Below are 26,405 nucleotides of genomic sequence, written 5' to 3' on the forward strand. Positions count from 1 at the left end.
GCCACCCTTATCGTTTAGCAGCGAGCTGGTTGCAGCCTCACTCTGAAGAAGAGGTTAGAGCCAATGTTCAAAGTTACACCGAATCCCCCGGACACCGATCCGGCGCCGCATGACCCCGCCATTGAAGCACAACGCATGAAAGAAGCGGCCGACCGGGCCATCGACTTCTATCTCCATTGCGCCCACGACAAACCTGGCGAAACTGCCCGCAAACCCAGCACGATTTTCCTCATCGACCCCAAGGTCGATAACGAAACCCTGTTGGTGCATGCCTGCGAATCCCTGGCCTCGGCCAGCATCATGGCCAGTGATCTGGCCGGGTTCATCGACGGGCCGCAGCGCAACACCCTGCTCGGCATTCAGCAAGTGATCATGCTCGGGGAACTGGCGGTAAACCGCGTGCTCGATAACCTCGTCCCGACTGCCTGAACGCAGAAGCAACTGTGGGAGCGAGCTTGCTCGCGAAAGCGGTGGATCAGCCAACATTGTTGTCGACTGACACTCCGTCTTCGCGAGCAAGCTCGCTCCCACAGGGGTGTTGCGTGATTCAGGACTACCGGGTTATTGGCCCGGAACGTCCTTGCGCAGTTTCACCGGATCCTGCTGCTGTTTCTTCCTGGCGATCGCGGTGCGCATCTTGATGTTGATCGCTTCCACCGCCAGCGAGAACGCCATGGCGAAGTAGACGTAGCCTTTTGGCACATGCACATCGAACGCTTCGGCGATCAGCACGGTGCCGACTACCAGCAGGAACGACAGCGCCAGCATCTTCAGCGACGGGTGCTTGTCGATGAACTCGCTGATCTTGCCCGAGGCCGCCATCATCACCAGCACCGCAACGACAATCGCCGCGACCATCACCGGCACATGGGAGACCATGCCGACGGCGGTGATCACCGAGTCCAGCGAGAACACGATGTCGATGATCGCGATCTGGATGATGGTGTAGAGGAAGTTGCCACCCTTGCCCGAAGGCTCGTCGCCGCTTTCGTCTTCGCCTTCGAGTGCGTGGTACATCTCTTGCGAGCTTTTCCACAGCAGAAACAGGCCACCGAAGAACAGAATCAGGTCGCGCCCGGAAATGCCCTGGCCGAACACCACGAACAGGTCGGCGGTGAGGCGCATGACCCAGGTGATCGACAGCAGCAACAGGATCCGCGTGATCATCGCCAGGCCCAGGCCGAAGATCCGCGTGCGCTGCTGCATGTGCTTGGGCATGCGGCTGACCAGGATCGAAATCATGATGATGTTATCGATGCCCAGAACGATTTCCAGGGCGGTCAGGGTAAAGAAGGCAACCCAGATTTCGGGGTTGGTCAGCCAATCCATGTGTATTCCTTTGAGCGAGTGTTAAACCATGACGCCAGCAAGCAGCTGGCGTCATGGTGAGTGAGTGCCGTTACAACGTGCTGAACAGCGGGAACGTCCCCAGCAGCAAGGCGGCCACCAGTATGCACAGGCAGACCAGCACTGCCCACTTCAGGGTGAAGCGCTGGTGATCGCCGAATTCGATACCGGCCAGCGCCACCAGCAGGTAAGTCGATGGAACCAGCGGGCTGAGCAAGTGGACGGGCTGACCGACGATCGAGGCACGGGCCATTTCCACCGCGGTGATGCCGTAATGGCTGGCCGCTTCGGAGAGCACCGGCAACACGCCGTAGTAGAACGCGTCGTTCGACATGAAGAAGGTGAACGGCATGCTCACCAGCGCCGTGATCACGGCCAGGTACGGGCCGAGGAAGTCCGGAATCACTGCCAGCAGACTTTTCGACATGGCGTCGACCATGCCGGTTCCGGACAGGATACCGGTGAAGATACCCGCAGCGAAAATCAGACTGACCACCGACAGCACGCTGCCGGCATGAGCTGCAACGCGGTCCTTCTGCATTTGCAGGCACGGGTAGTTGACGATCATCGCGATGCTGAACGCCACCATGAACAACACCGGCAGCGGCAGCAGGCCGGCGATCAGGGTGCACATCAGCGCCAGGGTCAGCAGGCCGTTGAACCAGATCAGCTTCGGACGACGGGCATCGGGGAACTGCGAGACGCTGATTTCGCTGTGATCGATCTCGTCGCCGATCAGGTGCAGCTCGCCCAGACGCGCACGTTCACGTTTGCCGTAGAAGTAGGCAATGATCAGGATCGCCACCACACCGGCGGCCATCGCCGGGATCATCGGTACGAAGATGTCCGACGGGTCCACATGCAGCGCACTGGCGGCACGGGCGGTCGGGCCACCCCACGGGGTCATGTTCATCACGCCACCGGCGAGAATGATCAGACCGGCCATGATCCGCGGGCTCATGCCGATGCGGCTGTACAGCGGCAGCATGGCGGCCACGCAGATCATGTAAGTGGTCGCGCCGTCACCATCGAGGGAGACGACGAGCGCCAGCACGGCGGTACCGACCGAAACTTTCAACGGGTCGCCCTTGACCAGTTTGAGGATCTTGCGCACGGCCGGGTCGAACAGGCCGGAGTCGATCATCAGGGCGAAGTACAGAATGGCGAACATCAGCATCACGCCGGTCGGCGCAAGCTTGGTGATGCCTTCGAGCATCATCGGGCCGATCTTCGGCGCGAAACCACCGAACAGGGCGAACAGGATCGGGATGATGATCAGGGCGATCAGCGCAGACAGGCGCTTGGTCATGATCAGGAACATGAACGTGATGACCATGGCGAAGCCAAGGAAAGTCAGCATGGGAATACTCCAGGCGTAGCGCGGCTAATTGAGTGAGCGGATCGGAAGGGATCAGCGCAGAACGGGAAGCACGAGACGTACGGGCGGAGTTTCAGCGAGAAGGCGGGCTACAGAGGACATCAGAATCACCATTGTTGTTGTTAATTGGGCCTGGCGTGCGAGCGATCACACGCATCGGCCAACCGGTCTGTTGCCGGTAGTGGCGGCGATCCTAATCGGGCAACCTTTCAGCCAGCTTTCGCTGACGAAAGCTTCGGGCGAATGACCAACCGACCGTCGGATGCGGCTAGAGTCAATAAAATCGGGCGCGGGAGGGCAGGGACATGAGGGAAGTGCACAGCGGTGGCTGCCACTGCGGACATATCCGCTATCAGTTCAGCGGGCCATTGCAGGACATCGCCCACTGCCACTGCTCGATCTGCCGCAAGGTCAGCGGTGGAATCGTCACCACGTGGATCACGGTTCCGGCGGCCAGCTTTCAGTGGCTGGCCGGGACGCCTTTGCGCTATGACTCGTCGAGCAGTTGCGCGCGGTATTTCTGTTCGCACTGTGGCGCGCAACTGGCGCTGGTGACATTGCTCAGCCCTGAGAGCATCGATGTGACCATCGCCACGCTGGATCACCCGGAGCGGGCGCCGGCCGAGCGGCACATCTGGACGGACAGCCAATTGCCCTGGCTGCATCTGGACGAGCATCTGCCGGGCGAGCCCGAAGAAACTCTTTGATCAGAAAATAGACAGATCCAGCGGCCGCATCGCGCCCATCCAAATCGCGTGCTCGGTGTGATCGAGCAAATCATCGCCAGTGTCGGGGTGCAAAAACACCACCAGCCCCTTGCGATTGAGCGCCAGCCACGGCAACACCTCACCGATCAGCTCCGGGCCGAAAGCCAACTGGCAGCTCCAGTCTGGATGCGGGCCGACCGGGCGCTCATGGACGCGCCCCATCTTCAGAGGAAACAACTGCGCCGCCTGTTCACACAAGGCGCGCGCCTGATCGATGGTGCCGGCGTCGAAATAGACGTGGGCGTGATAGCCATTGATTGCGTGCATCGGAAAGCCTCTGAATCGGTTCGAACCCTCGGCGCAGGCTGCATGTCACACGCCATACAAGGGACAACAAAAAGGAATCAGCCATGAAAAATGCCGAAACCCCAATGGTCAAAGTGGTGCTCTATGGTGCCATGGCCAGCCTCGGCGGTGCATTGATGGCTGAATTGCTGCGCCGTCAGCACGAAGTCATCGCGATTCTCGACGATCTGAATGTACTCGCGCCGCGTCCGGGACTGCGCACCAAAAGCGGCGATCTGTTTGACGCCGAGCGGGTCAAGCAGAGCGTAGCGGGCAGCGCGGCGGTGATCTGCCTGCTGGATGCGCCGGGCCTGCCGTTCAACAGCGACCATGTAGAAAGATCCGTAGTGCTGGGGCCGGTAGAGCAGGTTTTAGCGGTCGATGCGTTGGTCGACGGTTTGCAGGCAGCCAACGTGTCGCGGCTGTTTCTGGTGGGCAATTTTGCCGTGCTCGACGAGCTGGAGTTGGACGACGGGCTGCAACGCCACGCCGCCGAAGAAATCCGCGAAGCCCTGCAAAGCAGCCCGCTGCAGTGGACACTGGTGAATGCGCCGCACGGGGTGGCGGGGCTGACCATCGAGCATTTCAGTCAGGTGGGCGGCAATCTGGAGCCGGGGCTGGCGGAGCCGTTGGAACGGCTGAACCGGGTCGCGGTGGGGATTGCCGATGAGCTGCGGCTGAACCTGCATGTGGGGCAGCATGTGAATTTTGTCGCCGCAACTGGCTGAGCCTTCAAACCGCAATCGACGGTAACGCCACCCCGGCGAGAGATTCGGCGCTGCTGGCCTGTTCGGCCATCAACCAGTCGACAAACCTCTGGATCAACGCCCCCCGGCGTTTTCGTTGCGGCAACACCACGTAATAACCCAGACGCGACAACGTGGTCTCGGCGACAGGCCGACAGAGCAAGCCTTGGGTCAGCAAGTTATCCACAAGATGCCGCCAGCCGATGGCCACACCCTGACCGCCAATCGCCGCTTGAATCAGCAGGGTGTAATTGTCGAAACGCAATTGCCCCGGTGCAGGCGGCGTGTTGATGCCCAGTTCGCGAAACAGACCGCTCCAGTCAAACCAGTTGCTGCTGTTTTCCCCGCGCAAGTGCAGCAACGGAAACTCCAGCAATGATTGGGCAGGCAAGGGCAGGGTTCGGCCCTTGAGCAATTGCGGGCTGCACACCGGAAACACTTCTTCGCTGAACAGCCAATGACTCTCGCCCTGTTTGAATCGGCCGTCACCAAACAGCACCGCCACGTCGATGTCGGTGCGCAGCATGTTGTGGTTGCGCTCGCTGGTGACCAGGCTGACATCGACGTTCGGGTTGGCTTCGTGGAAGCGGTGCAGCCGTGGCATCAGCCAGTAGGCGGCGAAAGCGAAATCAGTGGCAACCTGCAACACCTCGTGTTGTTGCTGTGTGCTGATCGCGCTCAACCCTGCGTCGATATGCTGCAAACCGAGCCGAACCTGCTCGAACAGGATCGCCCCGCCCTCAGTCAATTCGATGCCGCGGTATATTCGGTCAAACAGCCGTGCTCCAAGCTGCTCTTCCAGACGCTTGATCTGTTGGCTGATCGCCGGTTGCGTGGTGCCCAGCTCCACCGCGGCGGCGGTAAAGCTGCGATGGCGCGCCGCCGCTTCGAAGGCGCGCAACAGGTCGAGGGACAGATTACCGAGGGCTTCATACATAAGCGGTGCTTATCCTAGTCATTGTCCGGCGCGGGCTTTACCGGACAGGGCATGGACTCCATGCTCGATCGCAGCAATGTCGCATAAATATTCACTATGGAATGCCGCGATCACATGAAGCGCAAGAACATTCTCTTCATCATGGCCGATCAAATGGCCGCGCCAATGTTGCCAATCTACGGCCCGTCGCCGATCAAATTGCCGAATCTTTCGCGCCTCGCCGCCCAAGGCGTGGTGTTCGATGCCGCTTACTGCAACAGCCCGCTGTGCGCGCCGTCGCGCTTCACCCTGGTCAGCGGCCAGTTGCCGAGCAAGATCGGCGCCTATGACAACGCCGCCGATTTCCCCGCCGACATCCCGACCTACGCCCATTACCTGCGCCGCCTCGGCTACCGCACCGCGCTGTCGGGCAAGATGCATTTCTGCGGCCCGGATCAATTGCACGGCTACGAAGAGCGCCTGACCAGCGACATCTACCCGGCCGACTACGGCTGGGCGGTGAATTGGGACGAGCCGGACGTGCGTCCGAGCTGGTATCACAACATGTCGTCGGTGCTGCAGGCCGGGCCATGCGTGCGCACCAACCAGCTCGACTTCGATGAAGAGGTGGTGTTCAAGGCCCAGCAATACCTGTTCGACCATATTCGCGAGGACGGCGACCAGCCGTTCTGCCTGACCGTATCGATGACGCACCCACACGACCCGTACACAATTCCCAAGGCGTTCTGGGATTTGTACGACGACGGTGACATCTCGTTGCCGAGCACCCCGGACCAACATTCCCTCGATCCACACTCGCAACGCCTGCTCAAGGTCTATGACCTGTGGGATAAGCCGCTGCCTGTGGATAAGATTCGCGATGCGCGCCGTGCGTACTTCGGCGCGTGCAGCTATATTGACGCCAACGTCGGCAAACTTCTGCAAACCCTCGAAGATACCGGGCTGATCGATGACACCATCATCGTGTTCTCCGGCGACCACGGCGACATGCTCGGCGAGAAAGGCCTCTGGTACAAAATGCACTGGTTCGAGATGGCCGCGCGGGTGCCGCTGTTGATCAGTGCGCCGGGGCAGTTCGCTGCTGGCCGGGTTAGCGCGGCAGTGTCCACCGCCGACCTGTTGCCGACCTTCGTTGAACTGGCCGGCGGCACCTTGGAGCCAAGCCTGCCGCTGGATGGCCGTTCGCTGTTATCACATCTGCAAGGGCAGGGCGGGCACGACGAAGTGTTCGGCGAGTACATGGCAGAGGGCACGGTCAGCCCGCTGATGATGATCCGTCGCGGCGCCTACAAATTTATCTACAGTGAAAGCGACCCGTGCCTACTCTTCGACGTGCACAACGACCCGCGTGAACTCGAAGAACTCAGCCAGTCGCCGCAACATCGCCAGCTGTTCGACGATTTTATCGCCGAAGCGCGGGCCAAGTGGGACATCCCGGCGATTCACCGCGAGGTGCTCGCCAGCCAGCGTCGCCGTCGTTTTGTCGCCGATGCCCTGACCATCGGCAAGCTGAAGAGCTGGGATCACCAGCCGCTGGTGGATGCCAGTCAGCAATACATGCGCAACCACATCGACCTCGACGATCTGGAGCGCAAGGCCCGTTATCCACAACCCTGCCAAAATCAATAATGTAAGGGGAAGTCCATGCGCAAGTTATCCACAGCACTGACGATTGGCCTGCTGGCTCTGGGCAGTGCCTCGGCATTCGCCGAGCAAAGCTGCGAAACGGTGAAAATGGCCGACCCGGGCTGGAGCGACATCGCCGCGACCAACGCCATCACCGGGTTTCTGCTGGACGGCATGGGCTACAAGGCCAAGGTCGACACCCTCGCGGTGCCGATCACCTTCGGCGGTTTGAAGGACGGTCAGGTGGATGTGTTCCTCGGCAACTGGATGCCGGCGCAGCAGGGCTTCTACGACAAGTTCGTCGCCACCGGTGACGTCACGCAACTGGCGAAGAATCTCGACGGCACCGAGTTCACCCTGGCCGTCCCGGATTATGTGTGGGACGCCGGTGTGCATGACTTTGCCGACCTGAACAAATACGCCGACAAGTTCGAGAAGAAGATCTACGGCATCGGCTCCGGTGCGCCAGCGAACATCTCGCTGCAGGAAATCATCAAGAAGAACGACTTCGACCTCGGCCAGTGGAAGCTGATCGAATCCAGCGAACAGGCGATGCTCGCCGAAGTGTCGCGGGCAGTGAAGAAGCAGAAATTCGTCACCTTCCTCGGCTGGACCCCGCACCCGATGAACGTGCAGCTGAAGATGCATTACCTCAAGGGCGGCGAGAAGTATTTCGGCGACACCGGCAGCGTCTACACCCTGACGCGCAAAGGCTACGCCGAGGCCTGCCCGAACGTGGGCAAGTTGCTGACCAACCTGACGTTCACTCAGGACATGGAGAACAGCATCATGGCTGAGGTGGTGAACAAGAAAGTCAGCAATGCCGATGCGGTGAAGGCATGGATCAAGGCCAATCCGACGGTGCTGGACAAGTGGCTGGAGGGGGTGAAGACCGTGGATGGCAAGGATGCGTTGCCTGCGGTGAAGGCCAAGCTCTGACGCTTTCTACTTGACGACAACTTACTCGTGGCGAGGGGATTTATCCCCGATCGGCTGCGCAGCAGTCGCAAAGTCTATGCACTCGGTATACCTGACTCACCGAGACCGTCGGTTTTGGGGCCGCTTCGCAGCCCATCGGGGATAAATCCCCTCACCACAGTAATTGGCGCGTCCTGATAACCTTGCATAAACCCACACACCGCGAGGACCCATGGCCCTGCCAAGTCGCCATTCACTCTTTCCCTTCCTGACCTGGCTGCCCCGGCAAACCCGCGCCAGCGTCGGCCGGGATCTGGTCGTTGGCCTGAGCGGTGCGATTCTCGCGTTGCCGCAGTCGATCGCCTACGCACTGATCGCCGGCCTGCCGCCGGAATACGGCCTCTATGCGGCGATCATCCCGGTGCTGATCGCCTGCCTGTGGGGGTCGTCGTGGCATCTGATCTGCGGCCCGACTGCAGCGATTTCGATTGTGCTGTATGCCAGCATCAGTCCCTTGGCCGTACCCGCATCCCAGGACTACATCACGCTGATCCTGCTGCTGAGCTTTCTGGCGGGGATTTTCCAGTGGCTGCTCGGCCTGCTGCGCTTCGGTGCACTGGTGAATTTCGTCTCGCACTCGGTGGTGCTCGGCTTCACCCTCGGCGCGGCGGTGGTGATCGCCATCGGCCAGTTGCCCAATCTGCTGGGGCTGGATCTGCCGGCCAAAGCCACGGCGCTGGCCAGTCTGATGGACCTGCTGCAACACCTGCGGGCTGTGGATAAACCATCACTGGTGTTGGGTGTGGCCACGGTGCTGGTCGGTTTCGTGCTCAAACAATTACTGCCGCGCTGGCCGACTCTGTTGATAACGCTGGTGCTGGGCAGCGCAGTGGTGTGGTTATGGCCGGCGATGTTCGGCCACGTGCATCTGGTCAGCGCCTTTGTCGGACGCCTGCCACCGTTCAGTGCGCTGCCGCTGGATCTGGATCTGGTCCTGCGTTTGCTGCCGAGCGCCGTGGCGGTGGGCATGCTCGGTCTGGTCACCAGCCTGTCGATTGCCCGTTCGATTGCTGCACGTTCGCAGCAGTTGCTTGATGCCAACCAGGAAGTCCGCGCACAGGGCTTGTCGAATATTGTCGGGGCGTTCTTTTCCGGATCGCTCTCCGCCGGTTCGTTCACCCGCTCAGGCCTGAGTTACGAGGCGGGTGCCTGTTCGCCGCTGGCCGGGGTTTTTTCGGCGATCTGGGTCGCGCCGTTCGCGATTTTTGGCGCCGGGCTGATTTCACGCATCCCCATTCCGGCGATGGCCGGGAGCATTCTGCTGATCGCCTGGGGGCTGGTGGATCATCGCGGGATTCGTTCGTTGCTGCGAGTCAGCCGCGCCGAGTTCGTGGTCATGGCGCTGACCTGCCTCGCCACGTTACTGCTGGAATTGCAGACGGCAATCTATGCCGGGGTGCTGGCGTCGCTGTTCTTCTACCTCAAGCGCACTTCGCAACCGCGGGTGCAGCATTCGCGCGAGGGTGAGGAGGACGTGCTGCGGGTCGGCGGCTCGATCTTCTTCGGCGCCAGCCATTACCTGCAAGTGCGCCTGCAACGGCTGCACGGTACGCGGGTGGTGATCGAGGCGCAGCAGATCAACTTCATCGATTATTCGGGGGTGGAGATGCTGCATCAGGAGGCGCGGCGCCTGCTGCGTCAGGATCGCAGCCTGACCCTGCGCCGGGCTCGGCCGCAGGTGGTGGAGGAGTTGCGGAAGCTCGAAGGGCCGGAGAAATGCCCGATCCGGTTTGAGGACTGACCTGCTGGCCATTCCAGACTTCTGTGGCGAGGGAGCTTGCTCCCGCTGGCTGCGCAGCAGCCCAGACCCAATTGCGGGCGCTTCGCACCCGAGCGGGAGCAAGCTCCCTCGCCACAAAGGCTCTTTTATTGCGCCAATTGGCGGCGCAGTTCGGCCAGCACCGGCGCCGTATCCGGACGCACCCCGCGCCACAGGAAAAACGCCTCGGCCGCCTGCTCGGCCAGCATCCCCAGACCATCCATCGACACCGCCGCGCCATGCTCGCTGGCCCAACGGCAGAACGCGGTCGGTTCCTTGCCGTACATCATGTCGTAGCACAGGGTCTGGCCCGGCTCGATCAGGCTCGCGGCAATCGGCGGCACGTCGCCGGTGAGGCTGGCGGAAGTGGCGTTGATGATCACGTCCACCGGCTCCTGCAACCAGTCGAAACCGCTGGCCGCCACCGGCCCCAGATCACAGAACAGTTCGGCCAGCAGCTCGGCCTTGTCCACCGTGCGATTGGCGATGATCACCGACGCCGGCTTTTCCGCGAGCAACGGTTCCAGCGCGCCACGCACCGCGCCGCCGGCGCCAAGCAGCAGAATGCGCTTGCCGGTCAGGCTGAACCCGGCATTCACCGTCAGGTCACGCACCAGCCCGGCGCCGTCGGTGTTGTCGCCGAGCAATGAGCCGTCGGCCAGTTTGCTCAAGGTGTTCACCGCACCGGCCCGCTGTGCCCGGGCGGTCAGGCTGTTCGCCAGGCGATAGGCTTCTTCCTTGAACGGCACGGTGACGTTGGCACCGCGACCGTCCTGGAAGAACGCCGTGGCGCAGCCAGTAAAGTCATCGAGTGGCGCCAACAAGGTGCTGTAGTCGAGGCGCTGGCCGGTCTGCTCGGCGAACAGCTTGTGAATCATCGGCGATTTGCTGTGGCCGATCGGGTTACCGAAAACGACATAACGATCCATCAACAGTCCTCAGGCCTGAGCCAGCCAGTCGCGGTCTTGCAGGAAGTAGTCGGTCAGGCGTGCTTCTTCGCTGCCCGGTTCGGCCTTGAAGTCATAGGCCCAGCGCACTTGCGGCGGCAATGACATGAGGATCGACTCGGTACGCCCGCCCGATTGCAGGCCGAACAGCGTGCCTCGGTCGTAGACCAGATTGAACTCGACGTAGCGGCCACGACGGAATTCCTGGAATTCACGCTGTTTGGCGGTGAACGCCTCGTGCTTGCGGCGTTGCACGATGGGCAGGTAAGCGTCGATGTAGGCATCACCGATGGCACGCATGAAGGCGAAACTGGTGTCGAAGTCCCACTCGTTCAGATCATCGAAAAACAGCCCGCCGATGCCGCGCGGTTCGTGGCGATGCTTGATGTGGAAGTAGGTGTCGCACCAGGCCTTGTAACGCGGGTAGACGTCCGCACCGAACGGCGCGCAGGCCTGCTCGGCGACGCGGTGCCAGTGGATGCAGTCTTCTTCGTTGCCGTAATACGGGGTCAGGTCGAAGCCGCCGCCGAACCACCAGACCGGCTCTTCACCTTCCTTCTCGGCGATGAAAAAGCGCACGTTGGCGTGGGACGTCGGCACATGCGGGTTGTGCGGATGAATCACCAGCGACACGCCGAGGGCTTCAAAGCCACGACCGGCCAGTTCCGGACGGTGGGCACTGGCCGACGGCGGCAGACCACTGCCGAATACGTGGGAAAAGTTGACGCCGCCCTTTTCGATCACCGTACCGTTTTCGATCACGCGGGTACGACCGCCACCACCGGCAGGCCGGGTCCAGGCGTCTTCGACGAAGCGCGTGCCGCCGTCCTCGGTTTCCAGCGCGGCGCAGATGCGGTCTTGCAAGTCGAGCAGATAGGCCTTTACGGCATCGGTGCGGGTCGTCATGGCTTCACCTTGATCGGGCATAACTACGCGGGCGCCCCGCAGGCAGGGGGCGGCGCAAATGGGCGCGTAGCATAACACCGCAAACCTGCGCGCCGCAGTTGACGAAGATCAAGCAGGGGAGTTGGATAGGGGGCTTACAAACGACCCAAGGAGAGCAGGCAGATGGCAAAGCGTATCCAGTTCCGCGCCCACGGCGGTCCCGAAGTGCTCGAGTTTGTTGACTATGAACCCGCCGCGCCCGGCCCGAATCAGGTGCGGGTGGCGAACAAGGCAATCGGCCTGAACTTCATCGACACCTATTTCCGCAGCGGTCTGTATGCCCCGCCAGCCTTGCCGTCCGGCCTTGGCGCGGAAGGCGCGGGCATCGTCGATGCGGTGGGCAGCGACGTCACCCGGTTCAAGGTCGGTGATCGCGTGGCATATGGCAGCGGCCCGTTGGGCGCCTACAGCGAGTTGCACGTGCTGCCCGAAGCCAATCTGGTGAAGCTGCCGGACCAGATCAGCTTCGAGACCGCTGCCGGGGTCATGCTCAAGGGCCTCACCGTGCAGTACCTGCTGCGCCAGACCTATGAACTCAAGGGTGGCGAAACCATTCTGTTCCACGCCGCTGCCGGGGGTGTCGGTTCATTGGCCTGCCAATGGGCCAAGGCACTGGGCGTGAAACTGATCGGCACGGTCAGCTCGAAGGAAAAAGCCGAACTGGCCAAGGCCAACGGCGCCTGGGCAACCATCGACTACAGCCACGAAAACGTGGCACAGCGGGTGCTGGAGCTGACCGATGGCAAGAAAGTCCCAGTGGTGTATGACGGCGTCGGCAAGGACACCTGGCTGACCTCGCTCGACAGTGTGTCGCCGCGTGGGCTGGTGGTGAGTTTCGGCAATGCCTCCGGTGCGGTGGACGGGGTGAATCTGGGGATTCTTTCGGCCAAGGGTTCGCTGTATGTGACCCGCCCGACCCTGGCGACCTACGCCAACAACGCCGAGAACCTGCAGCGCATGGCCGACGAGCTGTTCGAGATGATCATCAGCGGCAAGCTCAAGGTGGACATCAGCCAGCGCTATCCACTGGCTGAAGCGGCAAAGGCGCAGACCGAACTGTCGGCAAGGCGCACCACCGGCTCGACCATCCTGCTGCCCTGACAAACCTTCGACGTCTTGCCAGTCAGGGTTGCAAACCCACGGCTGGCAAGTCAGTTCGAACGCGTTCAGCACCTCGGCAGATGACACTCCAACGGTTTTTGCACCACGTGGCCAACCGCCGGATCAGGCTGCTGGACCGCCGCGAGGATTTGTCGCCACTCGGCTGACAACACCCAGTAATCGCCACGTGCGCGCTGGTCGATATGCAGGGCATTGGAGGCGATCGGCATCAGGCCGAAACGCTGATAAAAGCGCAGCTGTTGGGATCTGCACAACGCGGTCACCCCCTGGTAGCCGCGTTTAATGGCCCACTCGGTAGCGGCCGCCAGCAGACCGTTGACCGCGATAGGCAGTTGATTGGTCGTGTAAGAAATCAAGCGGCTGAATTCGACATGGCGCGACAGCGCCGCCGTGGGAGAAACATGTTGCTGCGCCAGCGATACCCACTCGAACGGCGCCGGAGTCGCCCTCAATACCGCCAACAGTTGGTCGTGCCGATACAGCAGAAAGTGCGTACTGCGCGACTTTATCGCCAGTCTGGTTTCGAGCATCCGCGCCCGTGAAGTCAGCATGTAATGCTGCAGCCGAAGCCGAAATTGCCGATCGATAAACCGGTCGAACTCCTGAGTATCCGCCCCTGCCTCAAGCATCACGATGCGACAACCCTCATGGTGACTCTTCAACGTCACCTGAAGCGCCTGCAGGTAATCCGTGAGTTGCAAATTGGTAGTGTCCATTCTTTCTCCGCAGACCTTAACTTATCGAAGTGTTTCGAGTGCAGGGAAAGGATGGTTGCTTTTGCCGATTCCGCCACGCCAGAAAGTCTGATAATCAGGTGGGAAAAGCCAATGAATCCGAGGACTTGGCGACTTTTCCGACACAGAGACTGGCGTCATTGCAGGATAAATCGCAGGCGCGCGTAGTCCTCCTCACCATCAAGGCGAGGAAGACTCACGGTAAAGGTTTTCGACGCAGGATCAGTCGGGACGAATGACCTTGCCGGTTGCCAGATCGCGGATCACGCTGGGGTTCTTGCGCCCGCCCAGTTGCCCGCCAAGGATCAGGTCGATCTGCCCACGGAAATACTGCTCGACACGCAACCGCGTGCGCGCCGCCGGCCGCCCCTGCGGGTTGGCCGAGGTCGAGATCAGCGGCCCGACCATCGAGCACAGATCCCGCACCTGCGGGTGATCGCTGACTCGCAGCGCCACCGTGTCATGCACGCCCGTCACCCATTCCGGCAACAGGTTCTGATGCGGCACCAGCCAGGTGTTCGGTCCCGGCCAGGTGCTGGCCATGCGGTCGATCCACTCTTGCGGGAAGTCTTCGAACAGGAAGTCGAACTGGCGGATGTTGTCGGCGACCAGGATCAGCCCCTTGTCCACCGAACGGTTCTTGATCGCCAGCAGACGATCCACTGCCTCTTCGTTCCACGGGTCGCAACCCAGCCCCCAGACGGCTTCGGTTGGATAGGCAATCACCGCCCCGGCGCGAATCTCTCGTGCGGCTTGTTGCACACGCCAACTGTTGACCATGAAAAAACTCTCCGAAAACAGGTTTTGCGCAGTTTACCGATCTTCCCTGTAAAACCTAGCGCGTCCTCGCCAGCCAGCGACCGTTTTCACACACTGCGCGGCCGTCCATTTCCAGTTCGGTCAGGGCTGCAAGAACTCTGGGCAACGCCCAGCCACTGCTCTCGACCAAGGCTTCGCTGGTGTGCGGTGCGGCGTGCAGCAGATCAAGCAAGGGATGCGCGGCATCCGGCGGGTCTGTGGATAACGGCAAATGCTGCCAGCCGCGCAGGGCTTCGAGAATGTGTTCGATGGTTTCCACCAGCACCGCACCGTCGCGGATCAACTGATGGCAGCCACGTGCGCCGGGGTGATGGATCGAACCGGGAATCGCATACACCTCGCGACCCTGTTCCGCCGCCAGCCGGGCGGTGATCAGTGAACCGCTGGCGACACTCGCCTCGACCACCAGCACGCCAAGGGACAAACCGCTGATGATCCGGTTGCGCCGCGGGAAGTTGCTGGCCGTCGGCCCGGCGTCCAGTGGAAATTCCGAAAGCACCGCACTGCCGGAGTTGATCATGGCGTCGGCCAAGCGTCGATTGCGCTGTGGATAAAAATTTTCCAGGCCAGTGCCGAGTACGCCAACGGTTTGCCCGCCGACGTCCAGCGCTGCTTGATGGGCCGCCGCATCGATGCCTAGCGCCAAGCCACTGGTGATGACAAAACCGGCCCCGGCGAGGCTGCGGGAAAACGCTGCGGCGGTGTCCATTCCCGGACGCGAAGCACGGCGACTGCCGACCATCGCCAACTGTGGTTTTTCCAGAATCATCGGGTCGCCGGCGACGAACAACAGCGGTGGCGGGTCGGGAATCTGCGCCAGCAGCGCTGGGTAATCCGCTTGATCCCACATCAGCAAATGCTGCTGCGGGTGCTCTAGCCAGCGCATCGCATGGCTGGCGCCATCGCGCACTTCGGGGCTGCGTCGCGCTTCGGCCGATGCCGCCGGCAATCCCAGCGCACGCCAGGCACTGGCCGGGGCACTGATGGCTTTGGACGCCGAGCCGAAGGCTTCGAGCAATTTGGCAAAACGTTTCGGGCCGATTTCCGGCAAGCGGTGCAGGCGCAACCGCGCTTCCAGTTCCGCGGGGGAAACCGGCGTACAGGCAGACAGCATCGTGGATCATCCTTGATCGTTATAAGTCCCGAACCATTCGGAACAAGCTGTGGATAACTCTGTTGGTAACTTGTTAAGCCTGCTAAGGATTTCGCACCTTGTCGAGCACCGCCAGCGAGCGCGACGCATTGAGGACGAGGCCGTAACTGAGTTTGTCGTAAGTGCGGAACACCATCAGCAACCCGGCCCGTTCGTCAGGAATTTTCAGCGGCTGCCCGGTGATCCGGTCGCGCACGGTTTCCCCGGTCTTCATCACCACCAGCACGTTGCCTTCAGCGAGGCCGTCGCGCTTGCCTTTGTTCAGGGTGACCACGTCCATTACGCCGATCTGCGTGACGCCGCGCGGCACGTCGATGATCAGGCCGTTGATGGTGCTGGCCGGGGCGCTGGGCATGAAGGTCGAGTTGATCGAACGCTCTTCGCCGCTGAACAAACGATCGCCGAGGCGTACTTCCTGGGTGGTGCGTTGCAGGGCTAGGGTGGCGACGTCGCCTTCGGTGGCGACGATTTCACCGCCGCCGATGTCGTCGGCGTTGATCCCCAGGAACTCCTTGGTCTGCGGGTCGGCGTAGACCTTGCCCTGGCGGAAGATGCCATACACCGGTTGATTCGGGTCGAAGTGGCCGCGAGCGAAGATCCGGTCGCCGGTGCCGCTGAGCACACGCTCGGCATCGCCGGCGACGATGTACGGTGCCTTGTCGAAGTCCTCGACCTTGTCGACAATGCGGTTGCTCAGCAGAAAGGCGTTGATCGATTTCAGCGGAATGCTCGGAATCGCTTCGGCCACCGGGCTGGTGCGGATGCGTGGCGACAGCTTGATGGTGCCCCGTGATTCGCCGCGATTGAGGGTCAATTGCGGCTGGCCGTTGACGTAGCTGAGCGTCAGCGTGTCACCGGGGTAGATCAGGTTGGGGTTTTCAATTTGCGGATTGGCCCGCCACAGCTGTGGCCATTGCCAGGGCTCGCGCAGGTATTTGCCGGAAATGTCCCAGAGTGTGTCCCCTGAAACCACCGTGTATTGCTGTGGAAAACCATCCCTGAGTTGCACTTGCCCTTGCGCAGCCGTGGCCGAAGCCAGAAGCAGCAGGGCGAGTAGTGTTTTCCTCATGCAGCGAATCCCTTTATCATGTGCGTTCGCGTGAACCGTCAGAGCCCCCGTGGCTCGCTGGTGCAAATTGCATTGGCTACGCTTCACAACGGTAGCCTGCATCTTCGGACCTGCCAGGCCATCGACCCGACTTTACTCAATACGTGCAGCAATCAGCCTATGGCCATTTTAAACATCCTCGAATTCCCGGACCCGCGTCTGCGTACTATCGCCAAGCCTGTGGCTGTAGTGGACGACGAAGTGCGTCAGTTGGTCGATGACATGTTTGAAACAATGTATGAAGCGCCGGGCATCGGCCTTGCCGCGACCCAGGTCAACGTGCACAAACGTATCGTCGTGATGGACCTTTCCGAAGACCGCACCGAACCCCGGGTGTTCATCAACCCCGAGTTCGAATCGCTGACCGACGAGATGGATCAGTATCAGGAAGGCTGCCTGTCGGTGCCGGGTTTCTACGAAAACGTCGACCGCCCGCAGAAGGTCAAGATCAAGGCGCTGGACCGCGACGGCCAGCCTTACGAACTGGTCGCCGAAGGCCTGCTCGCGGTGTGCATCCAGCACGAATGCGATCACCTCAACGGCAAGTTGTTCGTCGATTACCTGTCCACGCTCAAACGCGACCGTATCAAGAAGAAACTGGAAAAGCTCCACCGCCAGAACGCTTGATACCCCTCTTCAAAGGCTTGCTGCGGCAAGCCTTTTTCTTTTTATGAGATTCCCTTCATGACTGAGCCACTGCGCATCGTTTTTGCCGGCACCCCCGAGTTCGCCGCCGAACACCTCAAGGCCCTGCTGAACAGCCCTTACGAGATCGTTGCGGTCTACACCCAACCGGATCGTCCGGCCGGTCGCGGGCAAAAACTGATGCCGAGCCCGGTCAAACAGTTGGCCCTGGAAAATAATATCCAGGTGTTGCAGCCGCCGACCCTGCGCAACGCTGATGCTCAGGCTGAACTCGCCGCATTGAAGCCGGATTTGATGGTGGTGGTCGCCTACGGCCTGATCCTGCCGCAAGCGGTGCTGGATATTCCGCGTCTGGGCTGCATCAACAGTCACGCCTCCTTGCTGCCACGCTGGCGCGGTGCGGCGCCGATCCAGCGCGCCGTGGAACACGGTGACGCCGAAAGCGGCGTGACCGTGATGCGCATGGAAGCCGGCCTCGATACCGGGCCGATGCTGCTCAAGGTCGTGACCCCGATCAGCGCCGCCGACACCGGTGGCACGCTGCACGACCGCCTCGCCGAAATGGGCCCGCCCGCTGTGGTGCAGGCGATTGCCGGCCTGGCCGCCGGAACCCTCGAAGGAGAAGTGCAGAACGACGAGCTCGCCACCTACGCCCACAAACTCAACAAGGATGAAGCTCGCCTCGACTGGCGCCGTCCGGCGGTTGAGCTGGAGCGTCTGGTCCGTGCGTTCAATCCATGGCCGATTACCCACAGCACCCTCAATGGTGAAGCGCTGAAAGTGCTGGCCGCAACGCTGGCTGACGGCAAAGGCGCACCGGGTGAAATCCTCAGCGCCAGCAAGGACGGCCTGATCGTCGCCTGCGGTGAGCAAGCACTGTGCCTGACCCGCCTGCAACTGCCCGGCGGCAAGGCGCTGAACTTCGCCGACCTGTTCAACAGCCGCCGCGAGAAATTCGCCGTCGGCACCGTGCTCGGCGCCGTGGTGGACGCGCAATGAACCCGCGTCTGGCCGCCGCCAAGGCACTCGCCGCCGTGCTCAGCGGCAAGGCGTCGCTCAACAGTTCCCTGCCGACGCAACTGGACAAGGTCGAAGACCGCGATCGCGGTTTCACCCAGGATCTGGCGTTCGGCACCGCGCGCTGGCAGCCACGGCTGTCGGCACTGGCGGAAAAGCTGTTGCAGAAACCGTTCAAGGCTGCCGACGCCGATGTCGAGGCGCTGCTGCTGGTCGGTCTCTATCAACTGCTCTACACCCGCGTACCGCCGCACGCGGCCATCGGCGAAACCGTCGGTTGCGCCGACAAGCTGAAAAAGCCGTGGGCCAAAGGTTTGCTCAACGCCGTGCTGCGCAATGCCCAGCGCGAAAGCGAGACGATTTTCGCTGAGCTGGAGCGCGATCCGGTGGTGCGCACCGCCCACCCGCGCTGGCTGCAGAAATCCCTGAAAGCCTTCTGGCCGGAACAATGGGAAGCGATCTGCGCCGCGAATAACGCCCATCCGCCGATGATCCTGCGGGTCAACCGCCGGCATCACAGCCGCGACGCCTACCTCGGCTTGCTGACGGACGCCGGCATCGCTGCCACGCCGTGTGTTTACAGCCGCGACGGCATTGTCCTTGAAGCCGCCGCCGACGTGCGCAACCTGCCGGGTTTTGCCGAAGGCTGGATCAGCGTGCAGGACGAAGCGGCGCAACTGGCCGCCGACCTGCTCGATCTGGCGCCGGGTCAGCGCGTGCTCGATGCATGTTGCGCGCCGGGCGGCAAGACCTGCCACATCCTCGAAGCCGAACCGGCGCTGGCCGGCGTGGTGGCGGTGGATCTGGAAGCCAAGCGGCTGGTGCGGGTGAAGGAAAACCTTGAGCGGCTGGGGCTGAGCGCCGAGCTGATCGCCGCCGACGGTCGCGACACCGCAGCATGGTGGGACGGCAAGCCGTTTCAGCGCATCCTGCTCGACGCGCCATGTTCGGCAACCGGGGTGATCCGCCGCCACCCGGACATCAAGCTGACCCGTCAGGCCGACGACATCGCCGCCCTCGCGCAACTGCAAGGCGAGCTGCTCGACGCCCTGTGGAAAACCCTCGAAGTCGGCGGCATCCTGCTCTACGCCACCTGCTCGACGCTGCCGACCGAGAACACCGAAGTCATCGCCGCGTTCCTTGAGCGCACGCCCGGTGCCCGCGAACTGGATCTGGCAACTACGGCCGGGATCAAACAGCCCCATGGTCGCCAATTGCTGGCCCAGCAGGGCGGGCATGACGGGTTCTACTACGCCAAGCTGATCAAGATCGCTGCCGCGCGCGGCTAAACGGATTCAATGGAGTGACTGGATGAAAATCATCATCCTCGGTGCGGGGCAGGTCGGCGGTTCGCTGGCTGAACACCTGGCGAGCGAAGCCAACGACATCACCGTGGTCGACACCGACGGCGAGCGCCTGCGCGACCTCGGCGACCGCCTCGACATCCGCACCATTCAGGGCCGCGGCTCGCTGCCGTCGGTGCTGCGGCAGGCCGGCGCCGACGATGCCGATATGCTGGTGGCGGTGACCAACAGCGACGAGACCAACATGGTCGCCTGTCAGGTCGCGCACACCCTGTTCCACACCCCGACCAAAATCGCCCGGGTGCGCGAAGCGTCCTACCTCAATCGCGAAGAACAGCTGTTCCAGAACGAAGCGATTCCGGTCGACGTGCTGATCAGCCCCGAGCAGGTGGTGACCAACTACATCAAGCGTCTGATCCAGCATCCGGGCGCGCTGCAAGTGATCGACTTCGCCGAAGGCCAGGCACAACTGGTGGCGGTGCGCGCCTACTACGGCGGGCCGCTGGTGGGTCAACAGCTGCGCCAGTTGCGCGAACACATGCCGAATGTCGAAACCCGCGTGGCCGCGATCTTTCGCCGCGACCGGCCGATCCTGCCGCAGGGCGATACGGTGATCGAGGCCGATGACGAAGTCTTCTTCATCGCCGCCCGTGAGAATATTCGCGCGGTGATGAGCGAAATGCGCCGTCTCGACGAAACTTACAAGCGCATCGTGATTGCCGGTGGCGGACAGATCGGTGAGCGTCTGGCCGAGGCCATCGAAAGCCGCTACCAGGTGAAGATCATCGAGATGAACCCGGCACGCTGCCGCTATCTCTCCGACACCCTCGACAGCACCGTAGTGTTGCAGGGCAGCGCCTCGGACCGTGATCTGCTGCTGGAAGAGAACATTGCCGACGCCGACATCTTTCTCGCCCTGACCAACGATGACGAAGCCAACATCATGTCGTCGCTGCTGGCCAAACGGCTGGGCGCGAAGAAGGTGATGACGATCATCAACAACCCGGCTTACGTCGATCTGATCCAGGGCGGCGACATCGACATTGCCATCAGCCCGCAACTGGCGACCATCGGCACCTTGCTCGCTCACGTGCGGCGTGGCGATATCGTCAGCGTACACTCACTGCGCCGGGGTGCGGCAGAGGCCATCGAGGCGATTGCCCACGGTGATGCAAAGTCGAGCAAGGTCATCGGCCGGCCGATCGAGAAAATCGGCCTGCCACCGGGCAGCACGATTGGCGCGATCATCCGCAACGAAGAAGTGATCATCGCCCACGACGATACGGTGATCGAAACCGGCGACCATGTGATTCTGTTCCTTGTGGATAAAAAGCATATCCGTGATGTTGAGAAGCTGTTTCATGTGGGTCTCAGCTTCTTCTGAACCTGAATAAGCGGTGCCTTCATTGGCCCCATCGCTGGCAAGCCAGCTCCCACAGGTTTTTCGGTTATTCACAAATATGATGTGCACCCGAGGTCCTTGTGGGAGCTGGCTTGCAAGCGATGGCGGCACCGCAGATCTTTCTGACGCACTAGAAAAGGACTCCACCAATGCTCGAATCCCTGGAAAAAATGCTCGCCAAGGGTGTGGATAACTCGTTGCTGCGCTTCGGTCTGGGCAAGGGTTATCTGGATCTGGGGGAGAACGCCAAGGCCGCCGAGCATTTTCAGCGCTGCGTCGGCTTCGATCCGAAGTACTCGGCGGCGTGGAAGCTATTGGGCAAGGCGCAACTGGCATTGGGCGAACATGCCGCCGCCCGGCAGGCGTGGGAACAGGGACTGGAGGCCGCCCGCGCCCATGGCGACAAGCAGGCTGAAAAGGAAATGACAGTGTTTCTGAAAAAGCTCGACCGTCAGGCGCAATAAGCTAGAGATAACGCAGGCCGATGCCCTCGGCGTCCACCGTCACCACTTCCATCCGCACCCGTGGCGCGCCGGTGGGTAAATCCTGCACCTGGCCATAAACCACTGCACCCTTGGGCAATGACGCCAGACGCGGATGCTGCACATAGACGCCGGTGGCCGACAGATTGCGCGTCTGCCCCAGGCATTCGCCGAAGCTGTCGTGGGTGATCTTGATGCGGAAGGATTTGCGTTGTTCGGACATCTTTATGCGCCCTTGAGTGAACGGGTTGTGGATAACCTCAAGCAAGATCAAAAGATCACAGCCTGCGGCAGTTCCTACAGGTTATCCACAGAGTGTGCCAACTTGCTCAGTACCAGCGCGCTTCGCCCGGTGGGCGTTTCTTGAAGCGCTTCATGCTCCACATGTATTGGCTTGGATAGGCGGCAACGTAGCGTTCGACCACTTTGCTCATGGCCGCGCAGGATTCCTCGGTATCGGTGCTGTACATGGCTTCTGGCGCCGCTTCGAGGATCACTTTGTAGCCGGAACCGTCCGGCAGGCGCAGGGCATGCAGGAACACCCCGACCGCTTTGCCGCCGGCGAGCATGTTCGGCACGAATTTGCTGGTCAGCGCCTGAGTGGCGAAGAACGGCACGAAAATCCCGGCGGATTCGGCCGGTTCCGGGTCAGCGGGAATGCCCACTGCACCACCTTTGCGCACTTCCTTGATGACGCTGAGGATGCCTTCCTTGGTGGAAGCGGCGACCTTGTTGCCCAGTTGCACTCGTTGCTTGCGCAGCAACTCATCCACAGCCTTGAGCTTCGGCGGGCGGTAGAAAATGATCGGTTTGCACTGGCTGCAATAGAAGTGGTTGAGCACTTCCCAGTTGCCCAGGTGACTGGTGATGCCGACCACGCCTTTGCCCGAGGCCAGCGCCTCCTTGAGGATGTCGAGGCCTTCGACTTCGCGCACCAGATCGATCGAACGCTGCGCCGGCCAGATCCACGCGCAGGCGCTTTCGGTGAGGGATTTGCCGATGTCTTTCAGGCTCTGGCCGACCAGACGCTCGCGCTCGGCCGGGTCCATCTGTGGAAAACATTTGGCAAGGTTGATCCGCACCACGTCGCGGGAGCGGTTGGGGGTTTTCCACATGATCCAGCCGATCGCCGAACCCACGGCCTGCACGGCCCGCCATGGCAGCAGGGCAAACAGCCGCAGAGCGCCTACCAGCAAGGCGCCTTTAAACTTTTCCACAGGTCACTCCTGATCTTGTGCGGTGCGCGAGGCGGCCATTCTAACCGCCGTTGGCGAGCTGCGCGTAGCGGTCACAGTCCTGAGTGTGATCCATGACCATGCCCGAGGCCTGCATCAGTGCGTAGCAAATGGTCGGGCCGACGAAGGTGAAACCGGCCTTTTTCAGGGCCTTGCTCATCGCCAGCGCTTCGGGGGTGATCGCCGGGACTTCGCTGCGGTCCTTGAAATGGTTGATGATCGGTTGGCCGCCGACGAACGACCAGAGGAAGGTCACCGGGTCTTCCAGCGCCAGCCAGGCCTGGGCATTGCGCCGGGCGGCATTGAGTTTGAGGCGGTTGCGGATGATGCCGGGATCGAGCATCAGTTCAGCGATTTCCGCGTCGCTCATCTGCGCCACTCGCTGCACGTCGAAGCCGTACAACACCTCGCGGTAGCGCTCGCGTTTGCGCAGCACGGTGATCCACGACAGCCCGGCCTGGAACCCTTCGAGCAAAAGTAACTCGAACAAACCCTGCGCATCGCGTAGCGGCGTGCCCCACTCCTGATCGTGATAAGCCATGTACAGCGGATCTTCGGTACACCAAAAGCAGCGTGGCATAAGGCTCCAGGGGGTGGAGGTGCGACTGAATCGGGTATACTCCCGCTCTTTAAATCGCAGCCCAAGAAACAGGTGAATTTCGTGAGCCAGCCTACGCCAGCCGTGCGTACCTTCCAAGACTTGATCCTCGCGCTCCAGCAATACTGGGCCGAGCAAGGTTGTGTGGTACTTCAGCCCTACGATATGGAAGTAGGCGCCGGCACTTTCCACACCGCGACCTTCCTGCGCGCCATCGGCCCGGAAACCTGGAACGCCGCGTACGTGCAGCCAAGCCGCCGTCCGACTGACGGCCGTTACGGCGAAAACCCGAACCGTCTGCAGCACTACTATCAGTTCCAGGTCGTGCTGAAGCCGAACCCGGACAACTTCCAGGAACTGTACCTGGGCTCGCTCAAGCATGTCGGTCTGGACCCGCTGGTCCACGACATCCGCTTCGTCGAAGACAACTGGGAATCGCCGACCCTCGGCGCCTGGGGCCTGGGCTGGGAAGTCTGGCTCAACGGCATGGAAGTGACTCAGTTCACCTACTTCCAGCAGGCTGGCGGCATCGAGTGCTACCCGGTGACCGGCGAGATCACTTACGGTCTGGAGCGTCTGGCCATGTACCTGCAGGGCGTGGACTCGGTCTACGACCTGGTCTGGGCTGACGGCCCGTTCGGCAAGGTGACCTACGGCGACGTGTTCCACCAGAACGAAGTGGAGCAGTCCACCTACAACTTCGAACACGCCAACGTCGACAAGCTGTTCGAACTGTTCGACTTCTACGAAAGTGAAGCCAAGCGCCTGATCGAACTCGACCAGCCGCTGCCGTTGCCAAGCTACGAAATGGTCCTGAAGGCCTCGCACACCTTCAACCTGCTGGATGCGCGCCGAGCGATCTCGGTGACCGCGCGTCAGCAATACATCCTGCGCGTACGCACCCTGGCGCGTTCCGTTGCGCAAGCCTATCTGCTGGCCCGCGCCAAGCTGGGCTTCCCGATGGCAACCCCGGACCTGCGTGACGAAGTACTGGCCAAGCTGGAGGCTGCACAATGAGTGCTCAAGATTTTCTGGTTGAACTGGGCACCGAAGAACTGCCGCCAAAAGCCCTGAACACCCTGGCTGAAGCGTTCCTCGCCGGTATCGACAAGGGCCTGCAAGCTGCCGGCCTGAACTACGAAAGCAAAACCGTCTACGCCGCACCGCGGCGTCTGGCCGTACTGATCACTGCACTGGCCACCCAGCAGCCGGATCGCAGCATCAACCTCGACGGCCCGCCACGTCAGGCTGCCTTCGATGCCGAAGGCAACCCGACTCAGGCAGCCCTGGGCTTTGCCAAGAAGTGCGGCGTCGAGCTGAGCGAAATCGACCAGAGTGGTCCAAAACTGCGTTACAGCCAGAACATCGCCGGCAAGCCGACCGCAAGCCTGCTGCCGACCATCGTCGAAGATTCGCTGAACGACCTGCCGATCCCGAAACGCATGCGTTGGGGTGCGCGCAAGGAAGAGTTCGTGCGTCCGACCCAATGGCTGGTGATGCTGCTCGGTGACCAGGTCATCGACTGCACCATCCTCGCGCAGAAGGCTGGCCGCGAATCCCGTGGTCACCGCTTCCACCACCCGGAAAGCGTGCGCATCGGTTCGCCGTCGAGCTACCTGGCTGACCTGCGTGCCGCCTACGTGCTGGCCGACGCCAACGAGCGTCGCGAGATCATCAGCAAACGCACCGAAGAACTGGCGACCCGTCAGGAAGGCACCGCGATCGTGCCGCCGGCGCTGCTCGATGAAGTGACCGCGCTGGTCGAATGGCCGGTGCCGCTGGTGTGCTCGTTCGAGGAACGCTTCCTCGACGTGCCGCAGGAAGCGCTGATCACTACCATGCAGGACAACCAGAAGTACTTCTGCCTGCTGGATGCCGACGGCAAGTTGCTGCCGCGTTTCATCACCGTCGCCAACATCGAATCCAAAGACCCGCAGCAGATCATCGCCGGTAACGAGAAAGTGGTTCGCCCACGCCTGACCGACGCCGAGTTCTTCTTCAAGCAAGACAAGAAGCAGAAACTCGAAGACTTCAACCTGCGTCTGCAGAACGTGGTGTTCCAGGAAAAACTCGGCAGCGTCTACGACAAGGCCGAGCGCGTTTCGAAACTGGCGGCCTACATCGCCGCGCGGATCGGCGGCAACGCTTCGTGGGCGGCCCGTGCCGGCCTGCTGTCGAAGTGCGACCTGGCCACCGAAATGGTCGGCGAGTTCCCGGAGATGCAAGGTGTCGCCGGTTACTACTACGCCCTCAATGACGGCGAGCCGGAAGACGTCGCGCTGGCGCTGAACGAGCAATACATGCCACGCGGTGCCGGTGCTGAACTGCCGGCGACCCTGACCGGTGCGGCCGTTGCGATCGCCGACAAGCTCGACACCCTGGTCGGCATCTTCGGTATCGGCATGTTGCCGACCGGCAGCAAGGACCCGTATGCCCTGCGCCGTGCGGCACTGGGCGTGCTGCGGATCCTGATCGAGAAACAACTGGATCTGGACCTGAACGACGCCGTGGCGTTCGCCGTGAATGCGTTCGGCGCCAAGGTCAAGGCTGCCGGTCTGAACGACGCGGTGCTGGAATTCATCTTCGACCGTCTGCGTGCACGTTACGAAGACGAAGGCGTGGATGTCGCCACCTACCTGTCGGTACGTGCCCTGAAGCCGGGTTCAGCGCTGGACTTTGACCAGCGTGTGCAAGCGGTGCAGGCCTTCCGCAAACTGCCGGAAGCGGCAGCGCTGGCGGCAGTCAACAAGCGTGTGTCGAACCTGTTGAGCAAAGTCGAAGGCTCGGTGCCGACCGACGTCCAGGCCAAGTACTTCGACAACGCCAACGAGTTCTCGCTGTACTCGGCGATCCAGCAAGCGGATCAGGCGGTGCAGCCAATGGCCGCAGCGCGTCAGTACAACGAATCGCTGGCGCGTCTGGCGGCATTGCGTGAGCCGGTCGACGCGTTCTTTGACGCGGTGATGGTCAATGCCGAAGACGCCAATGTGCGGGCCAACCGTTACGCGCTGCTGGCGCGTCTGCGTGGCCTGTTCCTCGGTGTTGCCGACATTTCGCTGCTGGGTTGAGGG

27 protein-coding genes are annotated in these 26,405 nt (G+C 61.7%); 14 read left to right on the forward strand and 13 right to left on the reverse strand.

What is annotated here, in order from left to right; translation table 11 throughout:
• The first annotated feature begins 63 nt into the window (after nucleotides 1-63).
• On the forward strand, nucleotides 64-429 hold the full coding sequence (locus PMI25_RS22090; RefSeq protein ID WP_007962704.1) for a DUF6124 family protein: 366 nt from the start codon (nucleotides 64-66) through the stop codon (nucleotides 427-429).
• Between the two features lie 132 nt (nucleotides 430-561).
• On the opposite strand, the gene PMI25_RS22095 is transcribed toward PMI25_RS22090, so the two are convergent.
• Both PMI25_RS22095 and PMI25_RS22100 read right to left on the reverse strand, forming a co-directional pair.
• Entirely contained in the window at nucleotides 562-1,329 is a 768-nt protein-coding gene (locus PMI25_RS22095; protein ID WP_007962703.1) for a TerC family protein, read from the reverse strand.
• A gap of 70 nt (nucleotides 1,330-1,399) precedes the next feature.
• Nucleotides 1,400-2,707 (reverse strand): CitMHS family transporter, encoded by a 1,308-nt coding sequence (locus tag PMI25_RS22100; RefSeq protein WP_007954069.1) that lies wholly within the window; start codon nucleotides 2,705-2,707, stop codon nucleotides 1,400-1,402.
• A gap of 323 nt (nucleotides 2,708-3,030) precedes the next feature.
• Between PMI25_RS22100 and PMI25_RS22105 the strand changes: the two genes are divergently transcribed.
• Complete coding sequence (locus PMI25_RS22105; RefSeq protein ID WP_007962702.1) at nucleotides 3,031-3,432, forward strand: GFA family protein; 402 nt, start codon at nucleotides 3,031-3,033, stop codon at nucleotides 3,430-3,432.
• On the opposite strand, the gene PMI25_RS22110 is transcribed toward PMI25_RS22105, so the two are convergent.
• The gene (locus tag PMI25_RS22110) at nucleotides 3,433-3,759 is read right to left on the reverse strand and encodes a DOPA 4,5-dioxygenase family protein (protein ID WP_007962701.1); all 327 of its coding nucleotides are present in this window, start codon (nucleotides 3,757-3,759) and stop codon (nucleotides 3,433-3,435) included.
• 83 nt (nucleotides 3,760-3,842) lie between these two features.
• Here PMI25_RS22110 and PMI25_RS22115 point away from each other — a divergent pair, with 83 nt between their 5' ends.
• Nucleotides 3,843-4,505: an NAD(P)-dependent oxidoreductase gene (locus PMI25_RS22115; RefSeq protein ID WP_007962700.1), complete on the forward strand. Its 663-nt coding sequence runs from the start codon at nucleotides 3,843-3,845 to the stop codon at nucleotides 4,503-4,505.
• Nucleotides 4,506-4,509: 4 nt separating this feature from the next.
• Here PMI25_RS22115 and PMI25_RS22120 read toward each other — a convergent pair whose 3' ends face one another.
• A complete protein-coding gene (locus tag PMI25_RS22120) occupies nucleotides 4,510-5,460 on the reverse strand; it encodes a choline sulfate utilization transcriptional regulator (protein ID WP_007962699.1) in 951 nt (316 codons plus the stop codon).
• A gap of 114 nt (nucleotides 5,461-5,574) precedes the next feature.
• Between PMI25_RS22120 and betC the strand changes: the two genes are divergently transcribed.
• The 3 genes from betC to PMI25_RS22135 all read left to right on the forward strand — a co-directional run bounded on the left by betC (nucleotide 5,575) and on the right by PMI25_RS22135 (nucleotide 9,805).
• Nucleotides 5,575-7,089 (forward strand): choline-sulfatase, encoded by a 1,515-nt coding sequence (betC, locus tag PMI25_RS22125; protein WP_007962698.1) that lies wholly within the window; start codon nucleotides 5,575-5,577, stop codon nucleotides 7,087-7,089.
• A gap of 15 nt (nucleotides 7,090-7,104) precedes the next feature.
• On the forward strand, nucleotides 7,105-8,025 hold the full coding sequence (gene choX / locus PMI25_RS22130) for a choline ABC transporter substrate-binding protein (RefSeq protein ID WP_007962697.1): 921 nt from the start codon (nucleotides 7,105-7,107) through the stop codon (nucleotides 8,023-8,025).
• 211 nt (nucleotides 8,026-8,236) lie between these two features.
• Nucleotides 8,237-9,805: a SulP family inorganic anion transporter gene (locus tag PMI25_RS22135; RefSeq protein ID WP_007962695.1), complete on the forward strand. Its 1,569-nt coding sequence runs from the start codon at nucleotides 8,237-8,239 to the stop codon at nucleotides 9,803-9,805.
• Nucleotides 9,806-9,930: 125 nt separating this feature from the next.
• Here PMI25_RS22135 and aroE read toward each other — a convergent pair whose 3' ends face one another.
• The gene (aroE, locus tag PMI25_RS22140; RefSeq protein WP_007962692.1) at nucleotides 9,931-10,752 is read right to left on the reverse strand and encodes a shikimate dehydrogenase; all 822 of its coding nucleotides are present in this window, start codon (nucleotides 10,750-10,752) and stop codon (nucleotides 9,931-9,933) included.
• A gap of 9 nt (nucleotides 10,753-10,761) precedes the next feature.
• Entirely contained in the window at nucleotides 10,762-11,676 is a 915-nt protein-coding gene (gene hemF / locus PMI25_RS22145) for an oxygen-dependent coproporphyrinogen oxidase (RefSeq protein ID WP_007962690.1), read from the reverse strand.
• 162 nt (nucleotides 11,677-11,838) lie between these two features.
• Here hemF and PMI25_RS22150 point away from each other — a divergent pair, with 162 nt between their 5' ends.
• Nucleotides 11,839-12,816, forward strand: a complete 978-nt coding sequence (locus PMI25_RS22150) for an NADPH:quinone reductase (protein WP_007962689.1) — start codon at nucleotides 11,839-11,841, stop codon at nucleotides 12,814-12,816.
• A 65-nt stretch (nucleotides 12,817-12,881) separates the two neighbouring features.
• Here the strand turns inward: PMI25_RS22150 and PMI25_RS22155 are convergent, their stop codons facing one another.
• The 4 genes from PMI25_RS22155 to PMI25_RS22170 form a co-directional block, all read right to left on the reverse strand.
• Nucleotides 12,882-13,538 (reverse strand): hypothetical protein, encoded by a 657-nt coding sequence (locus PMI25_RS22155; protein ID WP_238547095.1) that lies wholly within the window; start codon nucleotides 13,536-13,538, stop codon nucleotides 12,882-12,884.
• Between the two features lie 255 nt (nucleotides 13,539-13,793).
• Nucleotides 13,794-14,351 (reverse strand): L-threonylcarbamoyladenylate synthase, encoded by a 558-nt coding sequence (locus PMI25_RS22160; RefSeq protein WP_007962683.1) that lies wholly within the window; start codon nucleotides 14,349-14,351, stop codon nucleotides 13,794-13,796.
• A 55-nt stretch (nucleotides 14,352-14,406) separates the two neighbouring features.
• Nucleotides 14,407-15,504 carry a DNA-processing protein DprA gene (gene dprA / locus PMI25_RS22165; protein WP_007962675.1) on the reverse strand — a complete coding sequence of 366 codons (1,098 nt, stop codon included), beginning with the start codon at nucleotides 15,502-15,504 and terminating at the stop codon, nucleotides 14,407-14,409.
• An 82-nt stretch (nucleotides 15,505-15,586) separates the two neighbouring features.
• Entirely contained in the window at nucleotides 15,587-16,612 is a 1,026-nt protein-coding gene (locus PMI25_RS22170; protein ID WP_024164486.1) for a LysM peptidoglycan-binding domain-containing protein, read from the reverse strand.
• 159 nt (nucleotides 16,613-16,771) lie between these two features.
• On the opposite strand from PMI25_RS22170, the gene def reads away from it, so the two are divergent.
• From def to PMI25_RS22195, 5 genes are all read left to right on the forward strand, one after another.
• Nucleotides 16,772-17,278, forward strand: coding sequence for a peptide deformylase (def, locus tag PMI25_RS22175; protein WP_045122164.1), 507 nt, complete (start codon nucleotides 16,772-16,774; stop codon nucleotides 17,276-17,278).
• A gap of 57 nt (nucleotides 17,279-17,335) precedes the next feature.
• On the forward strand, nucleotides 17,336-18,295 hold the full coding sequence (gene fmt / locus PMI25_RS22180; RefSeq protein ID WP_007960744.1) for a methionyl-tRNA formyltransferase: 960 nt from the start codon (nucleotides 17,336-17,338) through the stop codon (nucleotides 18,293-18,295).
• A complete protein-coding gene (gene rsmB / locus PMI25_RS22185) occupies nucleotides 18,292-19,602 on the forward strand; it encodes a 16S rRNA (cytosine(967)-C(5))-methyltransferase RsmB (RefSeq protein WP_007960746.1) in 1,311 nt (436 codons plus the stop codon). The genes fmt and rsmB overlap by 4 nt, the downstream gene beginning before the upstream one ends.
• 22 nt (nucleotides 19,603-19,624) lie before the next feature.
• Nucleotides 19,625-21,001 carry a Trk system potassium transporter TrkA gene (gene trkA, locus PMI25_RS22190; RefSeq protein ID WP_003220233.1) on the forward strand — a complete coding sequence of 459 codons (1,377 nt, stop codon included), beginning with the start codon at nucleotides 19,625-19,627 and terminating at the stop codon, nucleotides 20,999-21,001.
• 167 nt (nucleotides 21,002-21,168) lie between these two features.
• Nucleotides 21,169-21,483, forward strand: a complete 315-nt coding sequence (locus PMI25_RS22195; protein WP_007960748.1) for a tetratricopeptide repeat protein — start codon at nucleotides 21,169-21,171, stop codon at nucleotides 21,481-21,483.
• Nucleotide 21,484: 1 nt separating this feature from the next.
• On the opposite strand, the gene PMI25_RS22200 is transcribed toward PMI25_RS22195, so the two are convergent.
• From PMI25_RS22200 to PMI25_RS22210, 3 genes are all read right to left on the reverse strand, one after another.
• A complete protein-coding gene (locus PMI25_RS22200) occupies nucleotides 21,485-21,724 on the reverse strand; it encodes a PilZ domain-containing protein (RefSeq protein WP_007960749.1) in 240 nt (79 codons plus the stop codon).
• Between the two features lie 106 nt (nucleotides 21,725-21,830).
• Nucleotides 21,831-22,718 (reverse strand): lysophospholipid acyltransferase, encoded by an 888-nt coding sequence (locus PMI25_RS22205; protein WP_003220227.1) that lies wholly within the window; start codon nucleotides 22,716-22,718, stop codon nucleotides 21,831-21,833.
• Nucleotides 22,719-22,758: 40 nt separating this feature from the next.
• Nucleotides 22,759-23,316 carry a DNA-3-methyladenine glycosylase I gene (locus PMI25_RS22210; RefSeq protein ID WP_007960752.1) on the reverse strand — a complete coding sequence of 186 codons (558 nt, stop codon included), beginning with the start codon at nucleotides 23,314-23,316 and terminating at the stop codon, nucleotides 22,759-22,761.
• Nucleotides 23,317-23,397: 81 nt separating this feature from the next.
• Between PMI25_RS22210 and glyQ the strand changes: the two genes are divergently transcribed.
• Together glyQ and glyS are read left to right on the forward strand one after the other, a co-directional pair.
• On the forward strand, nucleotides 23,398-24,351 hold the full coding sequence (gene glyQ, locus PMI25_RS22215) for a glycine--tRNA ligase subunit alpha (protein WP_003187265.1): 954 nt from the start codon (nucleotides 23,398-23,400) through the stop codon (nucleotides 24,349-24,351).
• Nucleotides 24,348-26,402 carry a glycine--tRNA ligase subunit beta gene (gene glyS, locus PMI25_RS22220; protein ID WP_007960754.1) on the forward strand — a complete coding sequence of 685 codons (2,055 nt, stop codon included), beginning with the start codon at nucleotides 24,348-24,350 and terminating at the stop codon, nucleotides 26,400-26,402. The genes glyQ and glyS overlap by 4 nt, the downstream gene beginning before the upstream one ends.
• Nucleotides 26,403-26,405 lie beyond the last annotated feature (3 nt).

The sequence above is a fragment of the Pseudomonas sp. GM30 genome (assembly GCF_000282275.2).
Classification (GTDB): Bacteria; Pseudomonadota; Gammaproteobacteria; order Pseudomonadales; family Pseudomonadaceae; genus Aquipseudomonas.